The sequence below is a fragment of the Bacillus sp. HMA207 genome (assembly GCF_003402455.1).
GTDB lineage: Bacteria > Bacillota > Bacilli > Bacillales > Bacillaceae_G > Bacillus_A > Bacillus_A cereus.
This window is the reverse complement of record NZ_BEZT01000002.1, coordinates 82,690-102,514: the sequence shown is the minus strand read 5'-3', so window position 1 is coordinate 102,514 and position 19,825 is coordinate 82,690. Positions and strand designations below refer to the sequence as shown.

Genomic DNA, 19,825 nt, shown 5'->3' with positions numbered 1-19,825 from the left:
ATAAGCTTTATGTCTTCCGGTCATCTTATCTTTAAGATGCAGAGCTGACCTTATTTCTACCATTTCGTTTCGAGTAGTATAACGCATCATCCGCCGCTTGAATAAATTGCTCTGATGCCCCTTCATACTCTGAAACCCCTACCGAAACTGTAATTTTTATTTTTGTTCCATCTAACAATTCAAATGAATGTTTTTCAACAGCTATACGAGTTTGTTCCCCAACATGAATTCCATAAGCTATTCCTTTCCTTGGTATCAAAAGCGCAAACTCCTCTCCACCCTTTCGAAAAACCAAATCCGGAAATGCTGACATTTCTCGCAAAATATGCCCTACTTGTTTTAACACTTCGTCTCCCGCTGGGTGCCCATACGTATCATTTACATGCTTAAAATGGTCAATATCTATAAGTAGTAAACAAAGTGAATCATTTTTCAAGTGTTTATTACTAATATGACGATTCATCTCTAAATCAAACTGTCTTACGTTTCCTAGACCTGTCAATGCATCTATCGTTGCGTATTGCTTCATCGTTTGAAATAGCTCATTGGATTGTAAAACATAATTTGCACTTATGAATGTTATGTAACCTGTAATAATACTAGAAATTAAATATAATCCCACTATGTGGATCTCTTTAATTAACCATATATATAACGCTGGGATTAGAATAGATAAAATATATGCGTGTAACCATACCCACTTTTCCCCTAAAGAAAGCTTCATACGCGAAATAAAGATACTCCCTATTCCTATCGCAATGATTGTATAAAAGGCCACTTGAGAAGCTAATGAATAATCCATAAACAACAGTCTAGTTACTAAAATCATAATAATTGTTATGGTACTCGCTATCGGCCCTCCAATAATAACAGCTAGAATAACAGCTAAGTAGCGTAAATCCAATAGGATGGTACCAACACGAACACCGAAATACATTAGTAATATACCTAGTATCCCAGTAAAAATGCCTACTACACATTTCTGCCCAAAAGAGAATCCTTCTTTTAACGGCTTATCTCTTAAAAGCTGACCTCCAACAAAAATAAAGGAAAGAATAATTGTTGTATTTACAAATAAGTCCTTTAACATAAAATGATCTCCTTACTTTTCTATCTATCCCTTTCCTTACTTTATTGTATACGAAATCCCTATAATTCCCAAAGTTTTTATTTATTTTTTGCTGTTCCACGTGAAACAGCAAAAAAATAAAAAGGGCGAAAACTCGCCCTTTTTCATTAACAACAGCGTGATATTTTTCCACCCTTTGCGTTAAATCTTGCTTCTTGTGCCTCAGCAAAAAATTGCTTTTGACATAAAACCTCTTCTCCAGGATGATGCTTTTTCATATGCTCCACATATACTTCATAACTTGGTACCCCAACGAGCAAACTAATAAAGCGTTTTCTTTCCCTCCATACTTGCCACAGCTTTTTAAGCATAGTTCCTCGACTCACTTTCATCTCTCGGAATATATGGTGCCTCCTTTAACGGCATTGGCTTATTTCTTAATACTTGTATCCAAATTCGAAGTGCTGAAATTAACACAGCGATTACAACTATCATAAAAATCCCACAAAGCGCTGCATCAATATAATCATTGAAAATAATTTGCTTCATTTGAGCGACATTTTTAGCTGGCGCTAACACTTTTCCCTCATCTAATGCTCTCTGAAATACCTTTGCATGCGATAGAAATCCAATTTTAGGATTTTCATGAAATAGCTTTTGATACCCCGCCGTCATTGTTACAATCAGCAACCCGACAGTTGGAATAAGTGTTACCCAAACGTACGCCTTTTTTCCCATTTTGAACAAAATTGTCGTTCCAAGTAATAATGCAATACCTGCTAGCATTTGATTTGCAATACCGAAAAGTGGCCATAATGTATTAATTCCACCGAGCGGATCTATTACCCCTTGGTATAAGAAATATCCCCACCCTAATACACATAATGTTGTAGCGATTACATTCGCTAATGTAGAATCCGTTTTCCCAAATGGCTTATATACATGCCCTAAAATATCTTGAATCATAAATCGGCCGACACGCGTTCCGGCATCAATCGTTGTTAAAATAAATAGGGCTTCAAAGAGAATCGCAAAATGATACCAAAATGCCATCATGGCCGTTCCACCTATTACTTGTGAGAAAATATATGCCATACCTATCGCTAATGTTGGCGCACCACCTGTACGTGATAAAATCGTTTGCTCTCCAACATTTACAGCGAGATCTTTTAGTTCATTTGGTGTAATAGCAAATCCCCATGAGGAAATAACTTGAGCTGCCTGCGAGACATCTGTACCGATAAGTGCTGCGGGACTATTAATTGCAAAATACGTTCCCGGTGTTAATACACAAGCTGCAATCATCGCCATCGCTGCTACAAACGACTCCATTAACATTGCTCCATAACCGATTGGCTGTGCGTGTCCCTCTTGCTCAATCATCTTCGGCGTCGTACCTGATGAAACAAGAGCATGGAATCCAGACACTGCACCGCAAGCAATAGTAATAAATAAGAATGGGAATAAGTTTCCAGAGAACACAGGACCAGTTCCATCAATAAATTTCGAAACTGCTGGCATTTGTAAATCTGGTGCTACAATTAAGATACCGATTGCTAACCCTACAATTGTTCCAACTTTTAAAAATGTACTTAAATAATCACGTGGTGCTAAAAGCATCCAAACTGGTAATGCAGATGCAATAAATCCATATACAATAAGCATAATAGCAATTGTTTCACCACTAAATGTGAACATACTTGCAAGTGTTGGATTTTCTGCTACATACTGTCCTCCAACAAGAGATAAAATAAGTAGGATAATACCGATTACTGATCCTTCTCCAACACGACCAGGCCTAATATAGCGCATATAAACTCCCATTAAAATAGCGATAGGAATCGTTGCTGCTATCGTAAACATTCCCCAAGGACTTCCGATTAGTGCCTTTACTACGACCAACGCTAATACTGCTAATAAAATAATCATAATTCCTAAAATACCTATCATTGCAATTAGTCCTGTAACAGGTCCAATCTCATCTTTAATCATTTCTCCTAACGATTTACCATTACGTCTCATTGAAGCAAATAAAATAACAAAATCTTGGACAGCCCCCGCAACAACTACCCCAACAATAATCCAAATGGTCCCTGGTAAATACCCCATTTGTGCCGCTAAAATCGGTCCTACTAAAGGTCCCGCTCCAGCAATCGCTGCAAAGTGATGTCCAAACAATACCCACTTATTTGTTGGAACATAGTCTTTCCCATCATTTAATGTATGGGCTGGTGTTTGCCGATTATCATCTAAATTAAAAACCTTTCTCGCTATAAATCTACTATAAAAGCGATAAGCAACTGCATATACACATACGGCAGCTACTAAGAGCCATACAGCATTAATGGTTTCACCTTGTGATAAAGCTATTACCCCAAAAGCACCTGCTCCTACTGCTGTAATAACGCCCCAAAGTAAGATCGATTTCAATGTCTTCACATACAATTCCCCCAATACTATTTCTTAGTGGAGATTGTACTAAATTTTCTGAATATTTAACTTGAATCCTCCCTATCATGAAGGATTTTCAGTTTATCATGTTAAAATACTCTCATTATCTACTATAATTCAATGTTATTTCGAAGGCGTTTTACATAATTACGACTGACTGGAATCGGTTGCTCATCATACCTATCTAAATACAAATTATACGTGCCATTATAATAAGGTTTCAGTTCTTTTACATATGACATATTAATTAAATAGCTTTTATGTACACGTAAAAAATCATATGCATTTAGCTTATTTTCTAATTCCTGAAGTGTATATGTTGAAATATACTGATTATTCGTTGTGTAAATTGAAACAGTTTTATTTTCTTTATTTTTACTTACATATACGATATCTTCTGGAAGAATATATCGTATGCCCTCTTGACTTTCTATCGGTAGTTTTCGCAAATAACTCTTTGCTTTCTCACCTTGTTCTTTACCTATTTTATATAAAAGAAATTGTAAATCTTCTTCACGAAATGGTCGCAATAAATAATAAAATGCTTGGAAACGAAAAGCTGTAATAGATTCTTCTATGTTTTCACCTACAAAAATAAATTTTGTATAGCAATTTATTTCTCGTAATAAACTTGCATATTCAAAACCAGTACCATCTAGTAATTTGGAACTTAAAAAAACAAAGTCTGGTATATGTTTTTTCATCATAAATAAAGATTCTGTTCCTGTCTTTGCTTCAAAACATTCTACATTTCTCATATTTTCAGTGAAATTTTCAGCTAACTCTCTTCTCTCTTCTGCCTCTTCCATAATCAGTAAAATTTTCATTTCTTCAACCACCTAATTCTTTGTCCATATGTCCTGTTGTATACATTCGCTTTTATAAGAAATAATCCCTTTTTCTTACTATACCATTATTTATCTAAAAAAACAGAAAAAAGGAAACCACTTCGGTTTCCTCTCCCCCTTTATCCCGTACTAACTGCCTATAAAGAGCCGAGTAGTGTAGGATGATAAACGATCCAGGATACGTTTAAATTTTCACTTTATACTAATTCTCGTTGCTTCGTTTCCTGTCCAAGTATTATTACAGCGAATACACCAATTAAAATTGATCCACAGAAAATCGTAAATATTAATGATAGTGAAGCTTCTGAGGCAACTAAATATCCCACTAATAGTGGCCCAAGAATACCACCAATACGACCAAATGCTGCTGCCATTCCTGCACCTGTACCACGAATAACCGTTGGATACTGCTCAGGTGTATAGGCGTATAATGCTCCCCAAGCACCTAAGTTAAAGAAGGATAGTAACATACCTGCCACGATTAATACTGTTAATGAATCCGCAACCCCAAACAAATAAGCACTGCAAGCTGTCCCGATTAAATACGTAACCAAAACAAATTTACGACCGAGACGTTCAATAAACCAAGCAGCTGTGAAATATCCTGGAAGTTGAGCTAATGTCATAATAAGTACGTATTGGAAACTTTTTATTAAACTAAATCCTTTTAGCACCATTACACTCGGTAACCAAAGGAACATTCCATAATAGGAAAAAACAACACAAAACCATAGAATCCATAGCATAATTGTTGCTTTACGATATTCCCCAGACCAAACTGATTTTATATTTTCAATAACAGATGGCCTTTTTTCAACTTTTTGGAACCTTGGGGAATCCGGTAAATTCCATCTTAAATATAAAGCATATAATGCTGGAACTGCACTCAATACCATCGCAACTTCCCAACCATATTTAGGAATAACAAAATACGAGATAAGAGCTGCAATTAGCCATCCACCTGCCCAAAAACTTTCTAATAAAACAACAATTTTCCCACGCTCATGCGCTTCAACACTCTCTGATACTAGTGTAGAGGCAACCGGAAGCTCTCCGCCAAGCCCCATACCAATTAAAAAGCGTAAAACGAGAAACATCGCAAGTGTTGTTGTTAATGCAGTTAAACCACTACCGATAGAAAATAATAATAATGTAATAATAAAGACTGATTTTCGCCCTATTTTATCTGATAGTATCCCAAAAATAAGCGCTCCTACTGCCATACCGATTGAGTTAATACTGCCTATCCAGCCCATTTCTTGCGTACTTAATCCCCAATCCTTTTGCAAGGCTACCATTACAAATGAAAGCATTCCAACATCCATTGCATCAAATAGCCATCCAAGCCCAGCTATACCAAGTAGTTTGCGCTTCGAAATTTCTTTTACCTTGCCCACTAGAAGTCCTCCTCAAACAGGTGTCTTTACACATAATTTTACACGTGTGAATTGTATAAGTAAAATACTTTTGTGTAAAAAATTCTCCTTCATCATTCCCAAAAAGTAAAACGTCTATCCCGATTGGTGAGAGCTAATAATCAGTGGGGATGCCTCACTGATTAAAGTTTCAATTTATTAAAAATGAACAAATAAAAAAAGCAGCGATATTTCGCTACTTTTTCGAACGCATTACTTCTTTTAAAAATTCCGCTAATACTAACTGACGACGCCAGCGTGTTGGATTACTGCATAATCTATAAAACCACTCTAAATGAATCGCTTGAATCCATTTTGGTGCACGTTTTACCTCTCCAGCCCATACGTCTAAACTTCCACCCACTCCAACAGCCATTTTCGTTTCTAAACGATGCTTATTGTTTTGGATAAAGTTCTCTTGTCTCGGGAAACCAAGTGCAACAAGTAATAAATCTGGTTTTGCTTCTTGAATGCGAGAAATAATATTCTCTTCGTCTTCTTGTTTAAAATAACCATCTTGTATACCGGCGATGGATACAGCTGAATATGTCTTTGTTAAATGATCTGCTGCAGCTTGTACAACATGCGGCTTTGCACCTAATAAGAAAACAGATACCGGCTTACTATCTTCTGATAACTTCGCAAGTAAATTACACATTAAATCAAAACCTGCTACACGTTCTTTTAAAGGTGTACCAAGCATCCCGCTTGCCTTTACAACCCCAATACCATCAGGTGTAATTAAATCTGTATTCAATAATGTTTGATAGAACTTTTCATCCTTTTTTGCGCACATAACAATTTCAGGGTTTGCTGTTACTACCTGAAACGTATGAATTCGCTCCGCTTCTAGTTGTTCTTTTAAATATTGGACCGTTTCATCCATTGTCATTGTAGAAAAAGGAACGCCTAGAATATCAACTGTTTGTACTGCCATAGTTAACTATCCTCTCTATCATTACAAGTTTTTCGCTATTAATTGCTTATATGTTTCCTTTGTATCTTCATATAGTTTTTGAAGTGAGAAGTTCATAGTAGCATGCTCATAAATATGTTTACCCATTGCTGCTAACTCTCCAGTTTTCCACTTATCATACGCTTCTTCTAAAGCTAATGCTAATGCCTTTCCATCACCTGTTGGCACAATCCATCCGTAAGTTTCATCTACGATTAATGGTTCAATTTCTCCAGCCCTAGTCACAATTGATGGTACGCGTTGATTTGCCGCTTCTAATAAAACTAGTGGGAACCCTTCACTATGGGAAGTTAATAAATTTACATGTGACGACGCAAATAATTGTTTTACATCTTGACGATGTCCTAAAAACTCTACTTTATCGTTAATCCCTTTTTCAGTAGCTAATGACTTTAGATTTTCTTCTAATGGGCCATCGCCAACTAATAATACTTTAATTTTCTCTAATTTTGTTTGTTGTAACGCATCGAATAAAACTTCATGTCCTTTGACAGGATGTAATCGTGCTACTTGGATTGCCGTAAATACATCTTCATCAATATTGAACATTTCTTTTTTATTATAGCCTTCTGCTTTTTCCTTATCGTATTCAATTCCATTATAAATAACATGCATCTTTTCATTTGAAATACCTAATGCTGCCAGGCTTTTTTTCAATCTATTTGTTACAACGAAAAATAAGTCTATATTTTTTAAGGCTTTCAAATTTAATTTCGTAAAAATCCAACCTTTTAAGCCCTGTTTAGTAAAGTCTTGAAATGGATCACTATGAATAGTCGTTACCCATTTTGCCTTTATTCTCTTTTTCATTAAAGAAACATAGAAATTAGCCCTAGGGCCATGTGTATGAACTACATCAAATTTTTCTTTATTAATAAATTCACTTATATTCTTTAAAATGGATAAATCATAGCGCGATTTTTGTGAAAACACATGGACTTTTATCCCTAACTCCCTTGCTTCCTTCGCAACAATTCCATCTTCAAATACTGCTAATTCTACTTCACCAGTTGGAAACTGATCGAGAAGTGAAATAATATGTGTTTTCCCTCCCCCATCTTCTGCTCCTGCATTCATATGCAATATTCTCATATTTTTTCCTCCTTTAAATCCTCGCTACGTTTCCATCTATTTTTATTTTACTGTACTAAAAAATAAAAGCTAACAAAAGTTAGCTTTTATTTTTATCATTCAATTTCTAGGTCTACTATTAGATAAGCTAACACCACTACAAAGTAAATCCCAACTCCTGGTGCTGTTAAAATATGTCCTGCAATATAAGCAATACCTAACGCTAACAATAAGCTTGCTGAAATCATTCCATATTTTATATTGAATATGTCCTTAAATCTCGTAGCAAATGCTAGTAAAATTCTTAGCCCGTAATAAATAAATGGAATCATTAGTAATACAAAGCCAATAATCCCGAAATCATAAAACCAATCATGGAAGTCCATTTCAATTAGTTTTGGATCTGGCTGCTTTTGTTCATTGTATTTAAAGTTACCTGCATAACCCATTCCTAATAACTTTTGTGACATTGGCGCTTCTTTAAAGAACTGCTTATGTCTTTCTTCATATACTTGACGTCCACTGAAAATAAGATTTTCTTGATTTTCTTTCTTTTGCTCTTTCTCAAGCTCTTTCTTAACTTCCTCTTCTATCTTCGCCTTTTCTTCTGGCTTTTCAACTTTATGATGATTTTCTTCTTTTGCTTTAAGTTCTTGCTCTTTTTTCAGCTTCTCTTTAATTTCTTTTTCTTTTTGACCTTGCTGTGCCACATTTTGCTCTGATAAATAATTATTGTGAATACCCATATTTTGTGCTAATGGTGTTTGTTTAAACGTCCCAACTACACCAGCTAATAGGACCATAGCAATTACTGCATTAAGCGTAAGGGATTTTTTGTTCGGATTTTTTCTATCAAATAATAATTGTAGTACAATGATTCCGATTGCTGCCCCTAACGTAGCACCAATTGAGCCCATTCCAACTTTTGTACCGACTTGAATTAGCGAATAAATCATTAAAAGTGATGGAATCCAATATAAAATGTGTTTCCAGCTCTTTGTTTTTTGAATAGAATATAGTACCACAATAGGGAAAATAATAGCTAAGATTGAACCTAGTTCATTCCCTGCATAGAACCAACCTCGAGAACCAACCTTCATCCATTCATAACTACCAAAGTCAGTAGATGTTGAAATAGAAATAACCATAATTGCGTTAATGATTAATGTAGAATATACAATACTATTTCGAACCTTATCACTAATATTAACTGTCTTTTTCAATGATTTTAAAGCTAAAATATATGATCCCAGCATGATATATATATATAATGCTTTCGCAACAAATTTAACCTCTTCACCAAGTACAATAGGATTTTTAACTAGTTTGTTATTAATAAACCCTATCCCTAAAACTCCGGCTAATAATATAAGATAAATTAAAAACTTTCTATTTTCCTTCTCTTTTGCCTGAATTAAAATGTAAATACCACCAACAGCCATAATAAGGAATCTTACTAAAATTCCAACGGTAGCATTTGACTTTAATAAAGTGATGCTAAGAGACGTTAATAAATCTAAAACAGGCTGTAAAATAATAAAAAAGAGCAAAAAATGCTCAAATCTAACCCTAGCTTGATTTGCTAACATTCCAAGACCTCCATACAAAATCTTAACATTATCTTTTAATCATAATTTTTTATCATTCAAACACACCTAGCAATTATAACATAACTCATATTCAAATCGAGAACTATTTTTCCAGCTAAAACTAGCCAGGACAAGTATTAATAAGTAATAGAAATCATCGTCCTTTAGCTATACTCCCCTATTTTTACAAAATCTATCTAACAACCATCCCCTTATTTTTGTCAGTATATACATATTTTTTTATCATTTTATACAAATATAAACATCCCACCTCTAATTGTAATATTTTACCAAATGAACAACATCAAAAAATGTAAAATTAATCTTTTCATATCTTTTTCAGATTACTTTATGGTTATTTTCCAAACATTTTCAAACGCTTTCTTTATGAATTTTATCCGTTTTTCTACATGTAGCGAAAAGTAATTGTTATTTCCAATACTTTAGTGTATATTTTTTCTCTGGAACATCTTTAAGAGGAAGGGATTAAGGCCATGTTATTAATCGATATATTTACGTTTCTTGGCATTATCGCCGCTGCCATTTCTGGTACATTAGTTGGTTTAAAAAAAGATTTAGATTTATTTGGTGTCCTTTGTTTAGCTGTAGCCACTGCGCTCGGCGGCGGTATTATTCGTGATATCATGATTGGTAACCTGCCCCCTGTCGCATTTGTAAAACCCATTTACTTTTTCGTAAGTGTATTATCAGCATTATTTACTTGTATGTTTTTTGAGCGTATCAATAAACTTCAAGTCGTTATTATGCTTTCTGATGCTGTTGGCTTAGGCGTTTTTACAGCTATTGGTGCAAATGCGGCAATGTCACATCATGTTGACGCCTCATTTCTAGTTGTTTCAATGGGAGTCATTACAGGTATTGGAGGCGGTATTTTGCGTGACATTTGTGCTCAAGATATCCCTTACGTATTCCGAAAAGAGATTTACGCAATCGCTTCTATCTTAGGAGCAATTAGCTTCCTAATCACACACGCTATGGGGGCGCACGTATTAGCTTTCTATGTTTGTTTATTAGTAACATTCGTTATTCGTGTCGTCACTGTAATATATAATGTGCATTTCCCTGTTTTCTTTAAAACACATGCTAAAATTAATAAAGGCCATTAAGAGAATTCTAGATAGAATTCTCTTAATTTATATACTATTCAACGAACTAATATAGAGTAATTATATATAAGCATATATAATTACTCTATATTAGTTTTAAAATTGAAAACGTTTTATATACAGGGGGAAGAATGATGCTTGGGGTTTTCAAAAAAAATATTAATAAAACAAATGCCAGTATAATCGAATTAAGTAAGAACCAACAAATAACTTTTAATGTACCTACTAATTCTGAATTAAAAATTCAAATGGATATGCTACATATTTCAAAAGAAGATTTACAAGTTGTAAAAGTACTACAGCCTTTTATTTATGCAGAAATTGATTGGATTACTGAAAAATTCTATGCCAACATTACAAAACAACCTAATTTAATTACTATTATTGAGCGTTACAGCTCTATTCCAAAACTAAAACAAACTTTAAAAACACATATTAAAGAATTATTCAGCGGCAATATGCATGAAGATTTTATTGAACAGCGTGTTAGGATTGCCAAAAGGCATGTACAAATTGGTTTACATCGAAAATGGTATACTGCTGCTTATCAAGAATTATTCCGCTCTATCATGAAGATTTTGCAAACAAAAATAACGACAATCGATGATTTTTCATATTCTATAAATGTTATAAATAAATTATTCACTCTTGAACAAGAACTTGTTCTTGCAGCTTATGAATCTGAATATGAAAGAATGCAAAAAGAGCATGAGAAAGAAAAAGAATTAACTGCTATGACAATTACGCATATCGCAACAGAACTAGCTGCTGTATCTGAAAAAACAAGCTCTTCTATTCAAAAACTAACCGCCAAATCTGAAACTATTGTAGAGATTGCTAAAACAGGTACATCATTAGCTACAACATCTGAAGAAAAAGCGAATAAAGGGAAAGAACAATTAAACCAGCAAAACAAACGAATGGGATCTATTCAAATGAATATGGAAACGATTATTACAGATACTCATGAACTTCTCAATATTTCTAACAAAATTAATGAAATCATAGATATTGTTAAATCGATTGCGGAGCAAACAAATTTACTCGCACTAAATGCTGCTATTGAGTCGGCACGTGCTGGAGAATTTGGGAAAGGGTTTTCTGTTGTTGCTGGCGAAATCCGAAAATTATCAGAGCAAACGAAAGAATCTATATTTAACGTTACAAAGCTCGTCGAAAAAACAAATGAACAAATTACTCGTGTCTCGTCTTCTGTGAAACAAATTAGCTCTCTCGTATCGGAAGGAACAGATAGTATGTCGGCAACAGATCGATACTTCCAAGAAATCGTAAAAGATATGTCTAACTCAAAAGAACAGAATAAGAAAATTGAACACGAACTACAAGCTATTTCACAAGTAATGAAAGGAATTCAAGATGATTCCTCACAAATGGCTCTAACAGCCGATAATTTGCAACTAGAACTAAATCGATAAGATGAAATTTAGTAGTCAAGCATACTTTTCATCTGTACTAACTACTAAATTTCATCTTCCATCAAAAAAAGAATCCAGAATGGATTCTTTTTATTTTCTGAAAAATATTTTTTGACAATACACATAACTCATATAAACACCAAAGCTCTGCAAAATAAACAATGCTGGCATAATTACATTGTAATATGCCATATCTACTTGGAAGAGCTTTAACAATACGTATCCACTAATTAAAAATAAGAACAACATATATCCCTCATTTTGTTGTTTCTTAATAAGGAAGTGTAATAGAGCTATAGTCATAAACAATGTTACGGCTATATATATCAGTTTTTCATATTTGAAAAGAATAGAATTTATCCCCTCATCTGAAAACTGATTTATCATCGGTTCTAAAAGTTTAAATCTTTCTCCCTCAATCTCTTTTAACTTTTGATCAATATGCTCTGTTACACTTTGATTTTTCGATATTTTTTCCTCATGTTGCGTTTTTCCAATTAAAACAGATTGAACATACGTCTCATTCGCAATCGTATATTGTGACATTCCCATTGTCTTAATTCCATAATTCACACCAAAATGGGCACTATAAAATAGAATAAGTATCCCCATCATCTTTAGTAACACCTTTTGTTTCGTTGCTGATTGAAATACTTCGATTAATAATACATATAACGTGATAAAAATAGGAAGAAATAATCCCATTGGGAAAATCATATTACTAAATGCAAATAAAATCGCTGAAAACACCCACATATAAGGATGATCTAATCCTTTATATAAAAGTATGTAACAAGCAAAATAAAATAAAAATATTGCAAGTGACTCAGGAGTTAATACGGAACTCATGAATATATTTGGAATATACAGAGCATAAAAGATAGAAGCAATACGACCGCATTCTTCTCCAAAAACCATTGCTGCAATACGGTAAATAAAAAATGCGGTTCCTGCGCAAAATAACACATTAAATAGTTGTAAAGCGAATAATGAATCACCAAATATACGAATAATTACCGACTCATATATAATAAAAGGCAAATGAGTTACAGTCCCTATATTATTACCAATTGCAATCTGCTTTGCAGACTCATACATCACTTTCATATCACCAATTATTGGAGCATCTACAAATAACAGCATACTAATCCTCACAACTATAGATATACTTATAAGAAAAATAAGAAATTGTTTATCTGTAAAACGATATTGTAGAATTGATGCCACTAACAAAATAAGTATGACGAAAATTGCTAATATGATTGTTACACTTGTTGTACTTCCTCCAAAAAATTGCTTACTTGTCTCAAATGCTGCCCAACAACTATAAACAAAAAATGCGAGCATCGCACCGATTGTAATTTTATTGAAGAAAGATGAAAAATTTGTTTGTATATGATTCATATGTCCATTGCACCTCTATTTCCATTCATAACAAAACGATTCTATCATGAATGGGTACACGGCTGATAGGGAATTTCTATGACAAATACATAGTCATTACTTTTTACTTGCAATGTAAGCGAATCCTCTTTTACACTACATTTTAGATAAAATAAATTTTCTTTCAGTTACATGAATACAAATACAGAAGTTTAAATAATCCTCTTTTGGAATACACTTTACTTCATTAAATATCTAATATGAGTAATCTGCTTACACATATTATTCTGATTGAAAACAGACTATAGGGGCTGAATATATGGAAAAGAAATTCATGCGAGAATCTAAAGCAATTAAGACAACACGTGTTTTTCCTAACGATTTAAATAATCACCAAACACTTTTTGGAGGGAAATTATTAGCAGAAATTGATAGTATTGCTTCAATTGCGGCTGCAAGACATAGTCGTAAACATTGCGTAACAGCATCTATTGATTCAGTTGATTTTTTAACTCCAATTCACCAAGCTGATTCTGTTTGTTATGAAGCATTTGTATGTTATACAGGGAAATCTTCAATGGAAGTTTTCGTAAAAGTAATCGCAGAAAACTTATTAGCAGGCGAGCGTAGAATTGCTGCTACTTGCTTCATTACATTTGTGGCAATAAAAGATGGAAAACCTTCATCCGTACCACAAGTACTTCCTGAAACTGAAGAAGAACATTGGTTACACACAACCGGTTTAGAACGCGCGGAAAACCGAAAAAAGGGACGTTTAAAAAGTAAAGAGATGGCTGAAGTTTTAACTTTAAGTAAGCCATGGAATATATAATACGATACTCTCACTTCATACATGCACAGGTTTATTTCATCCTTGCATGTATTTTTTATTGTAAAAAATTCCACCTCTTATCTTTTATTTACTGTTTGTCTCCTAAAATAATCCACCAGTTTTTCCTTTATTTTGCTATACTATTAATGGTATATTAGATAAGGTTCGTTTAAAAATAACTATAATATAATTAAGTATATAAGGGATGGTGCGATAATGTCTATTGAGGTACCAATTTCAATACCAAAAACGTTAATTATTATTCCTGCGTATAACGAGGAAGAAGCAATTGCAGATACATTAACAAGATTATTAAAACTAAAACAGCATTTTACAGAATTAAGCATTTGCGTTATTAATGATGGATCACATGATAAAACAGCTCAAATCGTAAATGATTTTCCTGTTCACCTTGTGAACTTACCATATAACCTAGGTATTGGCTCAGCTGTACAAACTGGTTATAAATACGCTTATGAGAATGGATATGATATTGCGATTCAGTTCGATGCTGATGGGCAACATAATCCTGATGATTTGTACAAAATTATAAAACCTATTGCTGAAGACCAATGCGATATGGTGCTAGGTTCACGTTTTACAGAGAAAACAGCCTATAAAGGTAGTATTTCTAGAAGAATTGGTATTTTTTATTTTACTGCTCTACTGAAAGTACTAACAAAACAAACCTTTATGGATCCAACTTCTGGGTATCGTGCTATCAATAGAGAAGTAATTAAGATTTTTGCACATAATTATCCAAAAGATTATCCAGAACCAGAAGTCCTTATTCATTTAAAAAAGAAAAAATTACGCATTAATGAAATATCCGTAAATATGCAAGAGCGTCAAGGGGGACAATCTTCTATCACACCTCTTAAATCTGCATATTACATGATTAAAGTAAGCCTTGCTATATTGATGCAAAAAATTGTGAAAGGTTGATAATAAATGCCTATAATTACCTTTTCATTTATCTTCATTCTATTATTATTTTTATTAATTATTAATTCCATTCGTCGTGGAGCTTTAGAAACTAAATATGCTATTTTATGGATTTTTGTTTGTGTTGCAATGGCTATTTTAAGTTCTACTGAAAAAATTATAAATTGGATTGGCCAACTATTACACGTAGAATATCCTCCATCTGTTTTATTCTTATTTGGACTATTATTCTGTTTCATATTAATTTTTGACTTAACAAGAAAAATTTCTAAATTACATCATCAACTTGTAACGTTAACGCAAGATTATGCGTTATTAAAGCAAAAATTAAAAGTAACGCAACCTGAAACCGATAAAGAATAGTTTTCTATTTAAATATGAATATATACAAAAAAACATCTTAATTTTTTAAAAAAATTAAGATGTTTTTTATTGCAAACTATTTTTTTCTAATTAATAATTTACTAATTTTCATAACAGTTGCCACGGTCCCAACTCCAATTATAATAAATAAGAATGGTATTAACGGTAATGCATATCGTTCATATGCAACATAAAAACATGTTAAAGCTGTTTGCAATAAAAGGATTGACCATAAAAATGTAGTCTCTCTCCACCTTTTTAAAAGGAAAATAAATGAAAGTACTGTACATATTAAAAACGTCGTCTTAATAAAATTATATATTTCATTCATATCCTTTGCAGAAACATTGAATACTTCAATATTATGCTCTATAGAATAATACGGTTTTTTCCAAAGAATTTCTGGCTTCAAAACTAAATAACTCTCTATCATAGATTCCTTATCAGTTTTCCACCATTCCTTCATTTTATCAATCGCTATTTTTTCTTCTAATTCCATAAATTCATGTGCTTCAAGATTAGGGTATTTTGCATGTAACTCTATTTCAAGTTCCCCCATATCCTTACCTTCTGGGTAACCTTTCCCTTGATACGTTCCAAGTAATAACGGATTCCCTGCCCCAGCAGTTAGTGGGATAAATTTATCAAATTGAATGTAATTGCGAGCCCACCATGGTCCAAGTACGATAAGTCCTATTCCTATGCTTATAATCGCTTGCTTCATCATAATACGGAATGGGTAGCGTTTCATTAAAAGATACCCAAATAGTAAGATTGGATATAAGGCAATTTGTACACGGAGGTACAGTGCTAAAAAGTAGAAAATTAATACAATCAGAAGATGTTTCGTTTTATGAGTATCAGCTAATTTTAAACTCCAATATACTAATCCTAATGAAAGGAATAGAAACGGTCCTTCTGTTAAAGTTAAATTTTCCATAACAATCTCTGGAGGATACACAGCTAATAAGAAAGCACCTATTAATCCTGCAGCAGAATTCAATAAATAAGTACCAATCTTATAAGTTAGCAAAATACTAAGTACCCCTAATAGGATAATAATTAATTTTGCTACAAAAAGACCTTCACTGCCATTTCCAAAAAAATAAAATACAACAGCTAATAAAGCTGGAAAACCCGGCATAATATGAATCGTTGGTTTATCTGGTTCATGATATGTTAACATCCCTGTTTCCAATAAAATATTTGCCGTTTTTTGATAACCTATATCATCGCTAGCTATAGATAGATCTGCACCATGTGTTTGTAAAGTTGCAAAACGAAGTGCAAAACCGACTATCATAATAATCCCTAAAAGGATTATATTAGATTTGCGAGTAAATCGCCCTAACATCTCATCTTCTCCCTTCAGATACATAATTTTCAAAATATATTTCTATATTTTTACAACACAATACGTTCTATAATAAATACTTTTTATACAAAGTACAACAATAGAAAGTTGATTTACAAAGTTTATATGCGTTAAACTTATACAGATGTTCTTGTAATCTTCTTCCTTCCAAAAGGCTTGTATATATGATGCAAGACATAAAAAACTTGAGGAGATAAAAATTCTATGATGGAACAAAAGCAACTTGTTTCTGTTGTCATACCTCTGTATAACACGGAAAAATATATTGAAGAAACGATGCAGTCAATACTAGATCAAACATATAAAAACATTGAAATTGTAATTGTAGATGATGGAAGTAAAGATCAATCACCTTCTATTGTGAAAAACCTTGCTGAAAAATACCCAGGGCAAGTAAAATACGTTCATCAAAAAAACCAAGGTGTTTCGGTAGCCCGTAATACAGGTATCGAAAATGCTAGCGGAGAATATATCGCTTTTCTTGATAGTGATGACTTATGGCATCCAACTAAAATTGAGAAGCAAGTCGAAAGTATGCATAAAAACGAAATGGACGCGTGCTATTGTGGTTATATGAATTTCTACGAAGAAACAGGCGAGAAGGTTGAACATACAACAAACTTTATTAAAGGTGATATGGCAAAAGCATTCCTAACACATCAAGTTGTTGCTCAAACAAGTACTTGGATTTTCAAACGATCCATCGTAATGGATCATTACATTCGTTTTACACCAGGATGTAGTTGGGGCGAAGATTTAGAGTTTTTATTTAAACTTATGAGTGTGACAAATGTATGTTATGTCGATGAATACTTAACTTATTATAGAATCTTATCAGAAGGAAATCTTTCTTCTAAGTATAAAGATTATGAATTAAAAACAACAAAAGAGCTAGAAGTATTCAATCGTATGAAAGATTGGGTACATAATAAATCTCAAGACTTCATTACGAAAGACCCTCAGTCACTGATTGAGATTCTTGAGACTTATTTATTCCCTTATACAGTCATCAATAACGCTTGTATATATATTAAAGAAAACTCTCGATTAGATAAATCACAAGTTCAATTAATCAAAAAAGATATAAGAAAATATTGCCGTAAAATCTATTCAAAGAATGGAAAGCGTAGTAAAAAACTATATGCAATGCTTTGGTTTATACGAATTAAATTTCTGTTTTCTTAAACTGAAAATATAACGATACTCTCGCTTTCTGTGAACAAATTAAATTTACAAATAGGACAAGCTAACCGGGTCCTAAAGAATAGAAAGGTCTTTTCTCATGAAAACAAATAAAATTCTAAAAAACGCATCCTACCTCTTTGTAGGAAACATTACTGTCCGTTTTGTACTGGCTATTGCAACAATTTTCTTTGCAAGATATGTTTCTCCAAGTGATTACGGTATGTTTACAACTGCGTTAGCAGTTTCAGCTGTTATTTGTTACTTTACAGATGCAGGTTTGACACATACGTTTATGCGTGAAGGAACGAGAAGCGATGCTAATATTAGCGTGCTAATAAGTAGTTACTTACGTATTCGTTTAATATTAGCTATCGTAATTTCTGTACTTTTCGCTATTTTTGCCCAGTTCTTCTATCCCGATGCTTACTTACGCGCGATGGTATATTGGGTTGTTCTACCAACAATGTTCGGAGCAACCTTACAAGGTGTTGGAATGGCTTACTTCCAAGTAACAGAACGCATGCAATTTACAGCTATTATTTCTGTACTACAAGGTGTAACTGCTGCTGCTGCCCTATTACTAGGGATGTCTTTCCAATGGTCACTTATGATGGTTGCTGCCATGTACGGGGTATCTAGTCTTGTAACAGGTGTTATCGCCTTTATAATGACAATACGTTATACGAAGGTCCATAAGGGTTGGGATAAAGGCATTTTAGATCAACTACTTATTTTTACAATCAATGGCATCATCATTATGCTCTTACCACAATTGGGCCCTATTATATTAGAAAAGGTTTCAACGTATAATCAAGTTGGATTCTTTGGTGCTGCATCTAAAATACCTGCTGTACTATATCAAATACCTGGGGTAATTGCAGCGGCCTTTTATCCAAGGCTTTTTGCTTTTGGTAATGAGAAAAATATTGAAGAACATAGAAAATTATCAAGTTTTGAATTAAAACTTATGTCTTTTTTAGGAATGGGAATTTCTATCCCCTTTATTGCGGATCCAAGTTTCTGGATTGTTAGTTTATTAGGAGAAGAATACGCTCCCGCCGGTGACGCTCTTGCTATTCTAGCGTTTATGGTTATTTTACAATCAATTAACTATCCACTAGCCGATAATTTAACAACGATTGGCCAGCAATGGAAACGTGCAACAACAATGACTATTGGATTAGTTGTTGCCATCATAGGTTATATTGTATTAGGTAGTAAATATGGAATGATGGGAGCAGCTGCCGCAGCTATCCTTACCGAAATTACACTATTAATCGGATTTACCCTCTTTATTCGTAAAGGCATGCAATTATTAGTTAAAGGAGTTATATTTAATTCCTTAGCCTTTATTATTAGTTACGGTATATACCGAATTGCATTAATCAACTTACCGCCACTAATTGCTTTAACTCTTACTGGTATACTATACGGTATAATTGGAATTGGAATTGATCCTCAAATACGTGGATTTGTTTTAGGGTTTATAAAACAAAAGCTCATTCGCAAACATGCTTAAAAGCAAAAAGCTTTTCCTATTTAAAAATGGAAAAGCTTTTTGCTTTTTTTATATACCATCATTTTTCTTCAGTAAAAAAATGCTATATATTCCAGCTCAAATTGACTTACTTTCTGAAAATGCCTTATACTAAATTACATGTAAACTATGAACTTCAACGCTTGTAAAAATATATATGCTTCAACAAAAATATATATTTTCTCATGTTAAAACTAAAGAACACACCTTTAAAAATTGGTGT

The 19,825-nt window shown here is 33.3% G+C and carries 17 protein-coding genes and 1 pseudogene; 8 read left to right on the top strand and 10 right to left on the bottom strand.

What is annotated here, in order from left to right; translation table 11 throughout:
* Nucleotides 1-31: 31 nt before the first annotated feature.
* From HMAS_RS21045 to HMAS_RS21005, 8 genes are all read right to left on the bottom strand, one after another.
* On the bottom strand, nucleotides 32-1,090 hold the full coding sequence (locus tag HMAS_RS21045; RefSeq protein ID WP_000910190.1) for a GGDEF domain-containing protein: 1,059 nt from the start codon (nucleotides 1,088-1,090) through the stop codon (nucleotides 32-34).
* A 146-nt stretch (nucleotides 1,091-1,236) separates the two neighbouring features.
* A complete protein-coding gene (locus tag HMAS_RS21040; RefSeq protein WP_016123906.1) occupies nucleotides 1,237-1,440 on the bottom strand; it encodes a YbdD/YjiX family protein in 204 nt (67 codons plus the stop codon).
* Entirely contained in the window at nucleotides 1,433-3,508 is a 2,076-nt protein-coding gene (gene cstA, locus HMAS_RS21035) for a carbon starvation protein CstA (protein WP_000854314.1), read from the bottom strand. Before cstA ends, HMAS_RS21040 begins: the two co-directional genes overlap by 8 nt.
* Before the next feature lie 122 nt (nucleotides 3,509-3,630).
* Nucleotides 3,631-4,347 (bottom strand): LytR/AlgR family response regulator transcription factor, encoded by a 717-nt coding sequence (locus HMAS_RS21030; protein ID WP_000698256.1) that lies wholly within the window; start codon nucleotides 4,345-4,347, stop codon nucleotides 3,631-3,633.
* A 218-nt stretch (nucleotides 4,348-4,565) separates the two neighbouring features.
* Entirely contained in the window at nucleotides 4,566-5,765 is a 1,200-nt protein-coding gene (locus HMAS_RS21025; protein WP_000521077.1) for an MFS transporter, read from the bottom strand.
* A 214-nt stretch (nucleotides 5,766-5,979) separates the two neighbouring features.
* A complete protein-coding gene (locus tag HMAS_RS21015) occupies nucleotides 5,980-6,720 on the bottom strand; it encodes a WecB/TagA/CpsF family glycosyltransferase (RefSeq protein WP_000290745.1) in 741 nt (246 codons plus the stop codon).
* A gap of 21 nt (nucleotides 6,721-6,741) precedes the next feature.
* Nucleotides 6,742-7,851: a glycosyltransferase family 4 protein gene (locus HMAS_RS21010; RefSeq protein WP_001221227.1), complete on the bottom strand. Its 1,110-nt coding sequence runs from the start codon at nucleotides 7,849-7,851 to the stop codon at nucleotides 6,742-6,744.
* 95 nt (nucleotides 7,852-7,946) lie between these two features.
* Complete coding sequence (locus HMAS_RS21005; RefSeq protein WP_116345005.1) at nucleotides 7,947-9,419, bottom strand: O-antigen ligase family protein; 1,473 nt, start codon at nucleotides 9,417-9,419, stop codon at nucleotides 7,947-7,949.
* 494 nt (nucleotides 9,420-9,913) lie between these two features.
* Between HMAS_RS21005 and HMAS_RS21000 the strand changes: the two genes are divergently transcribed.
* From HMAS_RS21000 to HMAS_RS28435, 3 genes and pseudogenes are all read left to right on the top strand, one after another.
* Nucleotides 9,914-10,546 (top strand): trimeric intracellular cation channel family protein, encoded by a 633-nt coding sequence (locus tag HMAS_RS21000; protein ID WP_000924371.1) that lies wholly within the window; start codon nucleotides 9,914-9,916, stop codon nucleotides 10,544-10,546.
* A gap of 131 nt (nucleotides 10,547-10,677) precedes the next feature.
* Nucleotides 10,678-11,226 (top strand): annotated as a pseudogene (locus tag HMAS_RS28440) (protoglobin family protein); the annotation flags it as partial.
* A 15-nt stretch (nucleotides 11,227-11,241) separates the two neighbouring features.
* Nucleotides 11,242-11,982: a methyl-accepting chemotaxis protein gene (locus HMAS_RS28435; protein ID WP_370512974.1), complete on the top strand. Its 741-nt coding sequence runs from the start codon at nucleotides 11,242-11,244 to the stop codon at nucleotides 11,980-11,982.
* A gap of 90 nt (nucleotides 11,983-12,072) precedes the next feature.
* Here HMAS_RS28435 and HMAS_RS20990 read toward each other — a convergent pair whose 3' ends face one another.
* A complete protein-coding gene (locus HMAS_RS20990) occupies nucleotides 12,073-13,386 on the bottom strand; it encodes an ArnT family glycosyltransferase (protein WP_116345004.1) in 1,314 nt (437 codons plus the stop codon).
* A 298-nt stretch (nucleotides 13,387-13,684) separates the two neighbouring features.
* On the opposite strand from HMAS_RS20990, the gene HMAS_RS20985 reads away from it, so the two are divergent.
* The 3 genes from HMAS_RS20985 to HMAS_RS20975 all read left to right on the top strand — a co-directional run bounded on the left by HMAS_RS20985 (nucleotide 13,685) and on the right by HMAS_RS20975 (nucleotide 15,505).
* On the top strand, nucleotides 13,685-14,197 hold the full coding sequence (locus HMAS_RS20985; protein WP_000412120.1) for an acyl-CoA thioesterase: 513 nt from the start codon (nucleotides 13,685-13,687) through the stop codon (nucleotides 14,195-14,197).
* Between the two features lie 216 nt (nucleotides 14,198-14,413).
* Nucleotides 14,414-15,142 (top strand): glycosyltransferase family 2 protein, encoded by a 729-nt coding sequence (locus HMAS_RS20980; RefSeq protein ID WP_000021476.1) that lies wholly within the window; start codon nucleotides 14,414-14,416, stop codon nucleotides 15,140-15,142.
* Between the two features lie 6 nt (nucleotides 15,143-15,148).
* Nucleotides 15,149-15,505, top strand: coding sequence for a DUF2304 domain-containing protein (locus tag HMAS_RS20975; RefSeq protein ID WP_001121767.1), 357 nt, complete (start codon nucleotides 15,149-15,151; stop codon nucleotides 15,503-15,505).
* A 76-nt stretch (nucleotides 15,506-15,581) separates the two neighbouring features.
* Here HMAS_RS20975 and HMAS_RS20970 read toward each other — a convergent pair whose 3' ends face one another.
* Nucleotides 15,582-16,859 carry a glycosyltransferase family 39 protein gene (locus tag HMAS_RS20970; protein ID WP_000901470.1) on the bottom strand — a complete coding sequence of 426 codons (1,278 nt, stop codon included), beginning with the start codon at nucleotides 16,857-16,859 and terminating at the stop codon, nucleotides 15,582-15,584.
* Nucleotides 16,860-17,084: 225 nt separating this feature from the next.
* Between HMAS_RS20970 and HMAS_RS20965 the strand changes: the two genes are divergently transcribed.
* Nucleotides 17,085-18,065: a glycosyltransferase family 2 protein gene (locus tag HMAS_RS20965; protein WP_114555755.1), complete on the top strand. Its 981-nt coding sequence runs from the start codon at nucleotides 17,085-17,087 to the stop codon at nucleotides 18,063-18,065.
* A gap of 97 nt (nucleotides 18,066-18,162) precedes the next feature.
* The gene (locus tag HMAS_RS20960; protein WP_046393130.1) at nucleotides 18,163-19,584 is read left to right on the top strand and encodes an oligosaccharide flippase family protein; all 1,422 of its coding nucleotides are present in this window, start codon (nucleotides 18,163-18,165) and stop codon (nucleotides 19,582-19,584) included.
* Nucleotides 19,585-19,825 lie beyond the last annotated feature (241 nt).

What these genes read in the sequence shown, in the direction of transcription:
- HMAS_RS20960 (WP_046393130.1), top strand. Translation starts at nt 18,163, where the DNA reads ATGAAAACAAATAAAATTCTAAAAAACGCATCCTACCTCTTTGTAGGA.
- HMAS_RS20965 (WP_114555755.1), top strand. Translation starts at nt 17,085, where the DNA reads ATGATGGAACAAAAGCAACTTGTTTCTGTTGTCATACCTCTGTATAAC.
- HMAS_RS21045 (WP_000910190.1), bottom strand. Translation starts at nt 1,090, where the DNA reads ATGTTAAAGGACTTATTTGTAAATACAACAATTATTCTTTCCTTTATT.
- HMAS_RS21010 (WP_001221227.1), bottom strand. Translation starts at nt 7,851, where the DNA reads ATGAGAATATTGCATATGAATGCAGGAGCAGAAGATGGGGGAGGGAAA.
- HMAS_RS20980 (WP_000021476.1), top strand. Translation starts at nt 14,414, where the DNA reads ATGTCTATTGAGGTACCAATTTCAATACCAAAAACGTTAATTATTATT.
- HMAS_RS28435 (WP_370512974.1), top strand. Translation starts at nt 11,242, where the DNA reads ATGCAAAAAGAGCATGAGAAAGAAAAAGAATTAACTGCTATGACAATT.
- HMAS_RS20990 (WP_116345004.1), bottom strand. Translation starts at nt 13,386, where the DNA reads ATGAATCATATACAAACAAATTTTTCATCTTTCTTCAATAAAATTACA.
- HMAS_RS20975 (WP_001121767.1), top strand. Translation starts at nt 15,149, where the DNA reads ATGCCTATAATTACCTTTTCATTTATCTTCATTCTATTATTATTTTTA.
- HMAS_RS21030 (WP_000698256.1), bottom strand. Translation starts at nt 4,347, where the DNA reads ATGAAAATTTTACTGATTATGGAAGAGGCAGAAGAGAGAAGAGAGTTA.
- HMAS_RS21015 (WP_000290745.1), bottom strand. Translation starts at nt 6,720, where the DNA reads ATGGCAGTACAAACAGTTGATATTCTAGGCGTTCCTTTTTCTACAATG.
- HMAS_RS20970 (WP_000901470.1), bottom strand. Translation starts at nt 16,859, where the DNA reads ATGTTAGGGCGATTTACTCGCAAATCTAATATAATCCTTTTAGGGATT.
- HMAS_RS21005 (WP_116345005.1), bottom strand. Translation starts at nt 9,419, where the DNA reads ATGTTAGCAAATCAAGCTAGGGTTAGATTTGAGCATTTTTTGCTCTTT.
- HMAS_RS21040 (WP_016123906.1), bottom strand. Translation starts at nt 1,440, where the DNA reads ATGCTTAAAAAGCTGTGGCAAGTATGGAGGGAAAGAAAACGCTTTATT.
- HMAS_RS21000 (WP_000924371.1), top strand. Translation starts at nt 9,914, where the DNA reads ATGTTATTAATCGATATATTTACGTTTCTTGGCATTATCGCCGCTGCC.
- HMAS_RS20985 (WP_000412120.1), top strand. Translation starts at nt 13,685, where the DNA reads ATGGAAAAGAAATTCATGCGAGAATCTAAAGCAATTAAGACAACACGT.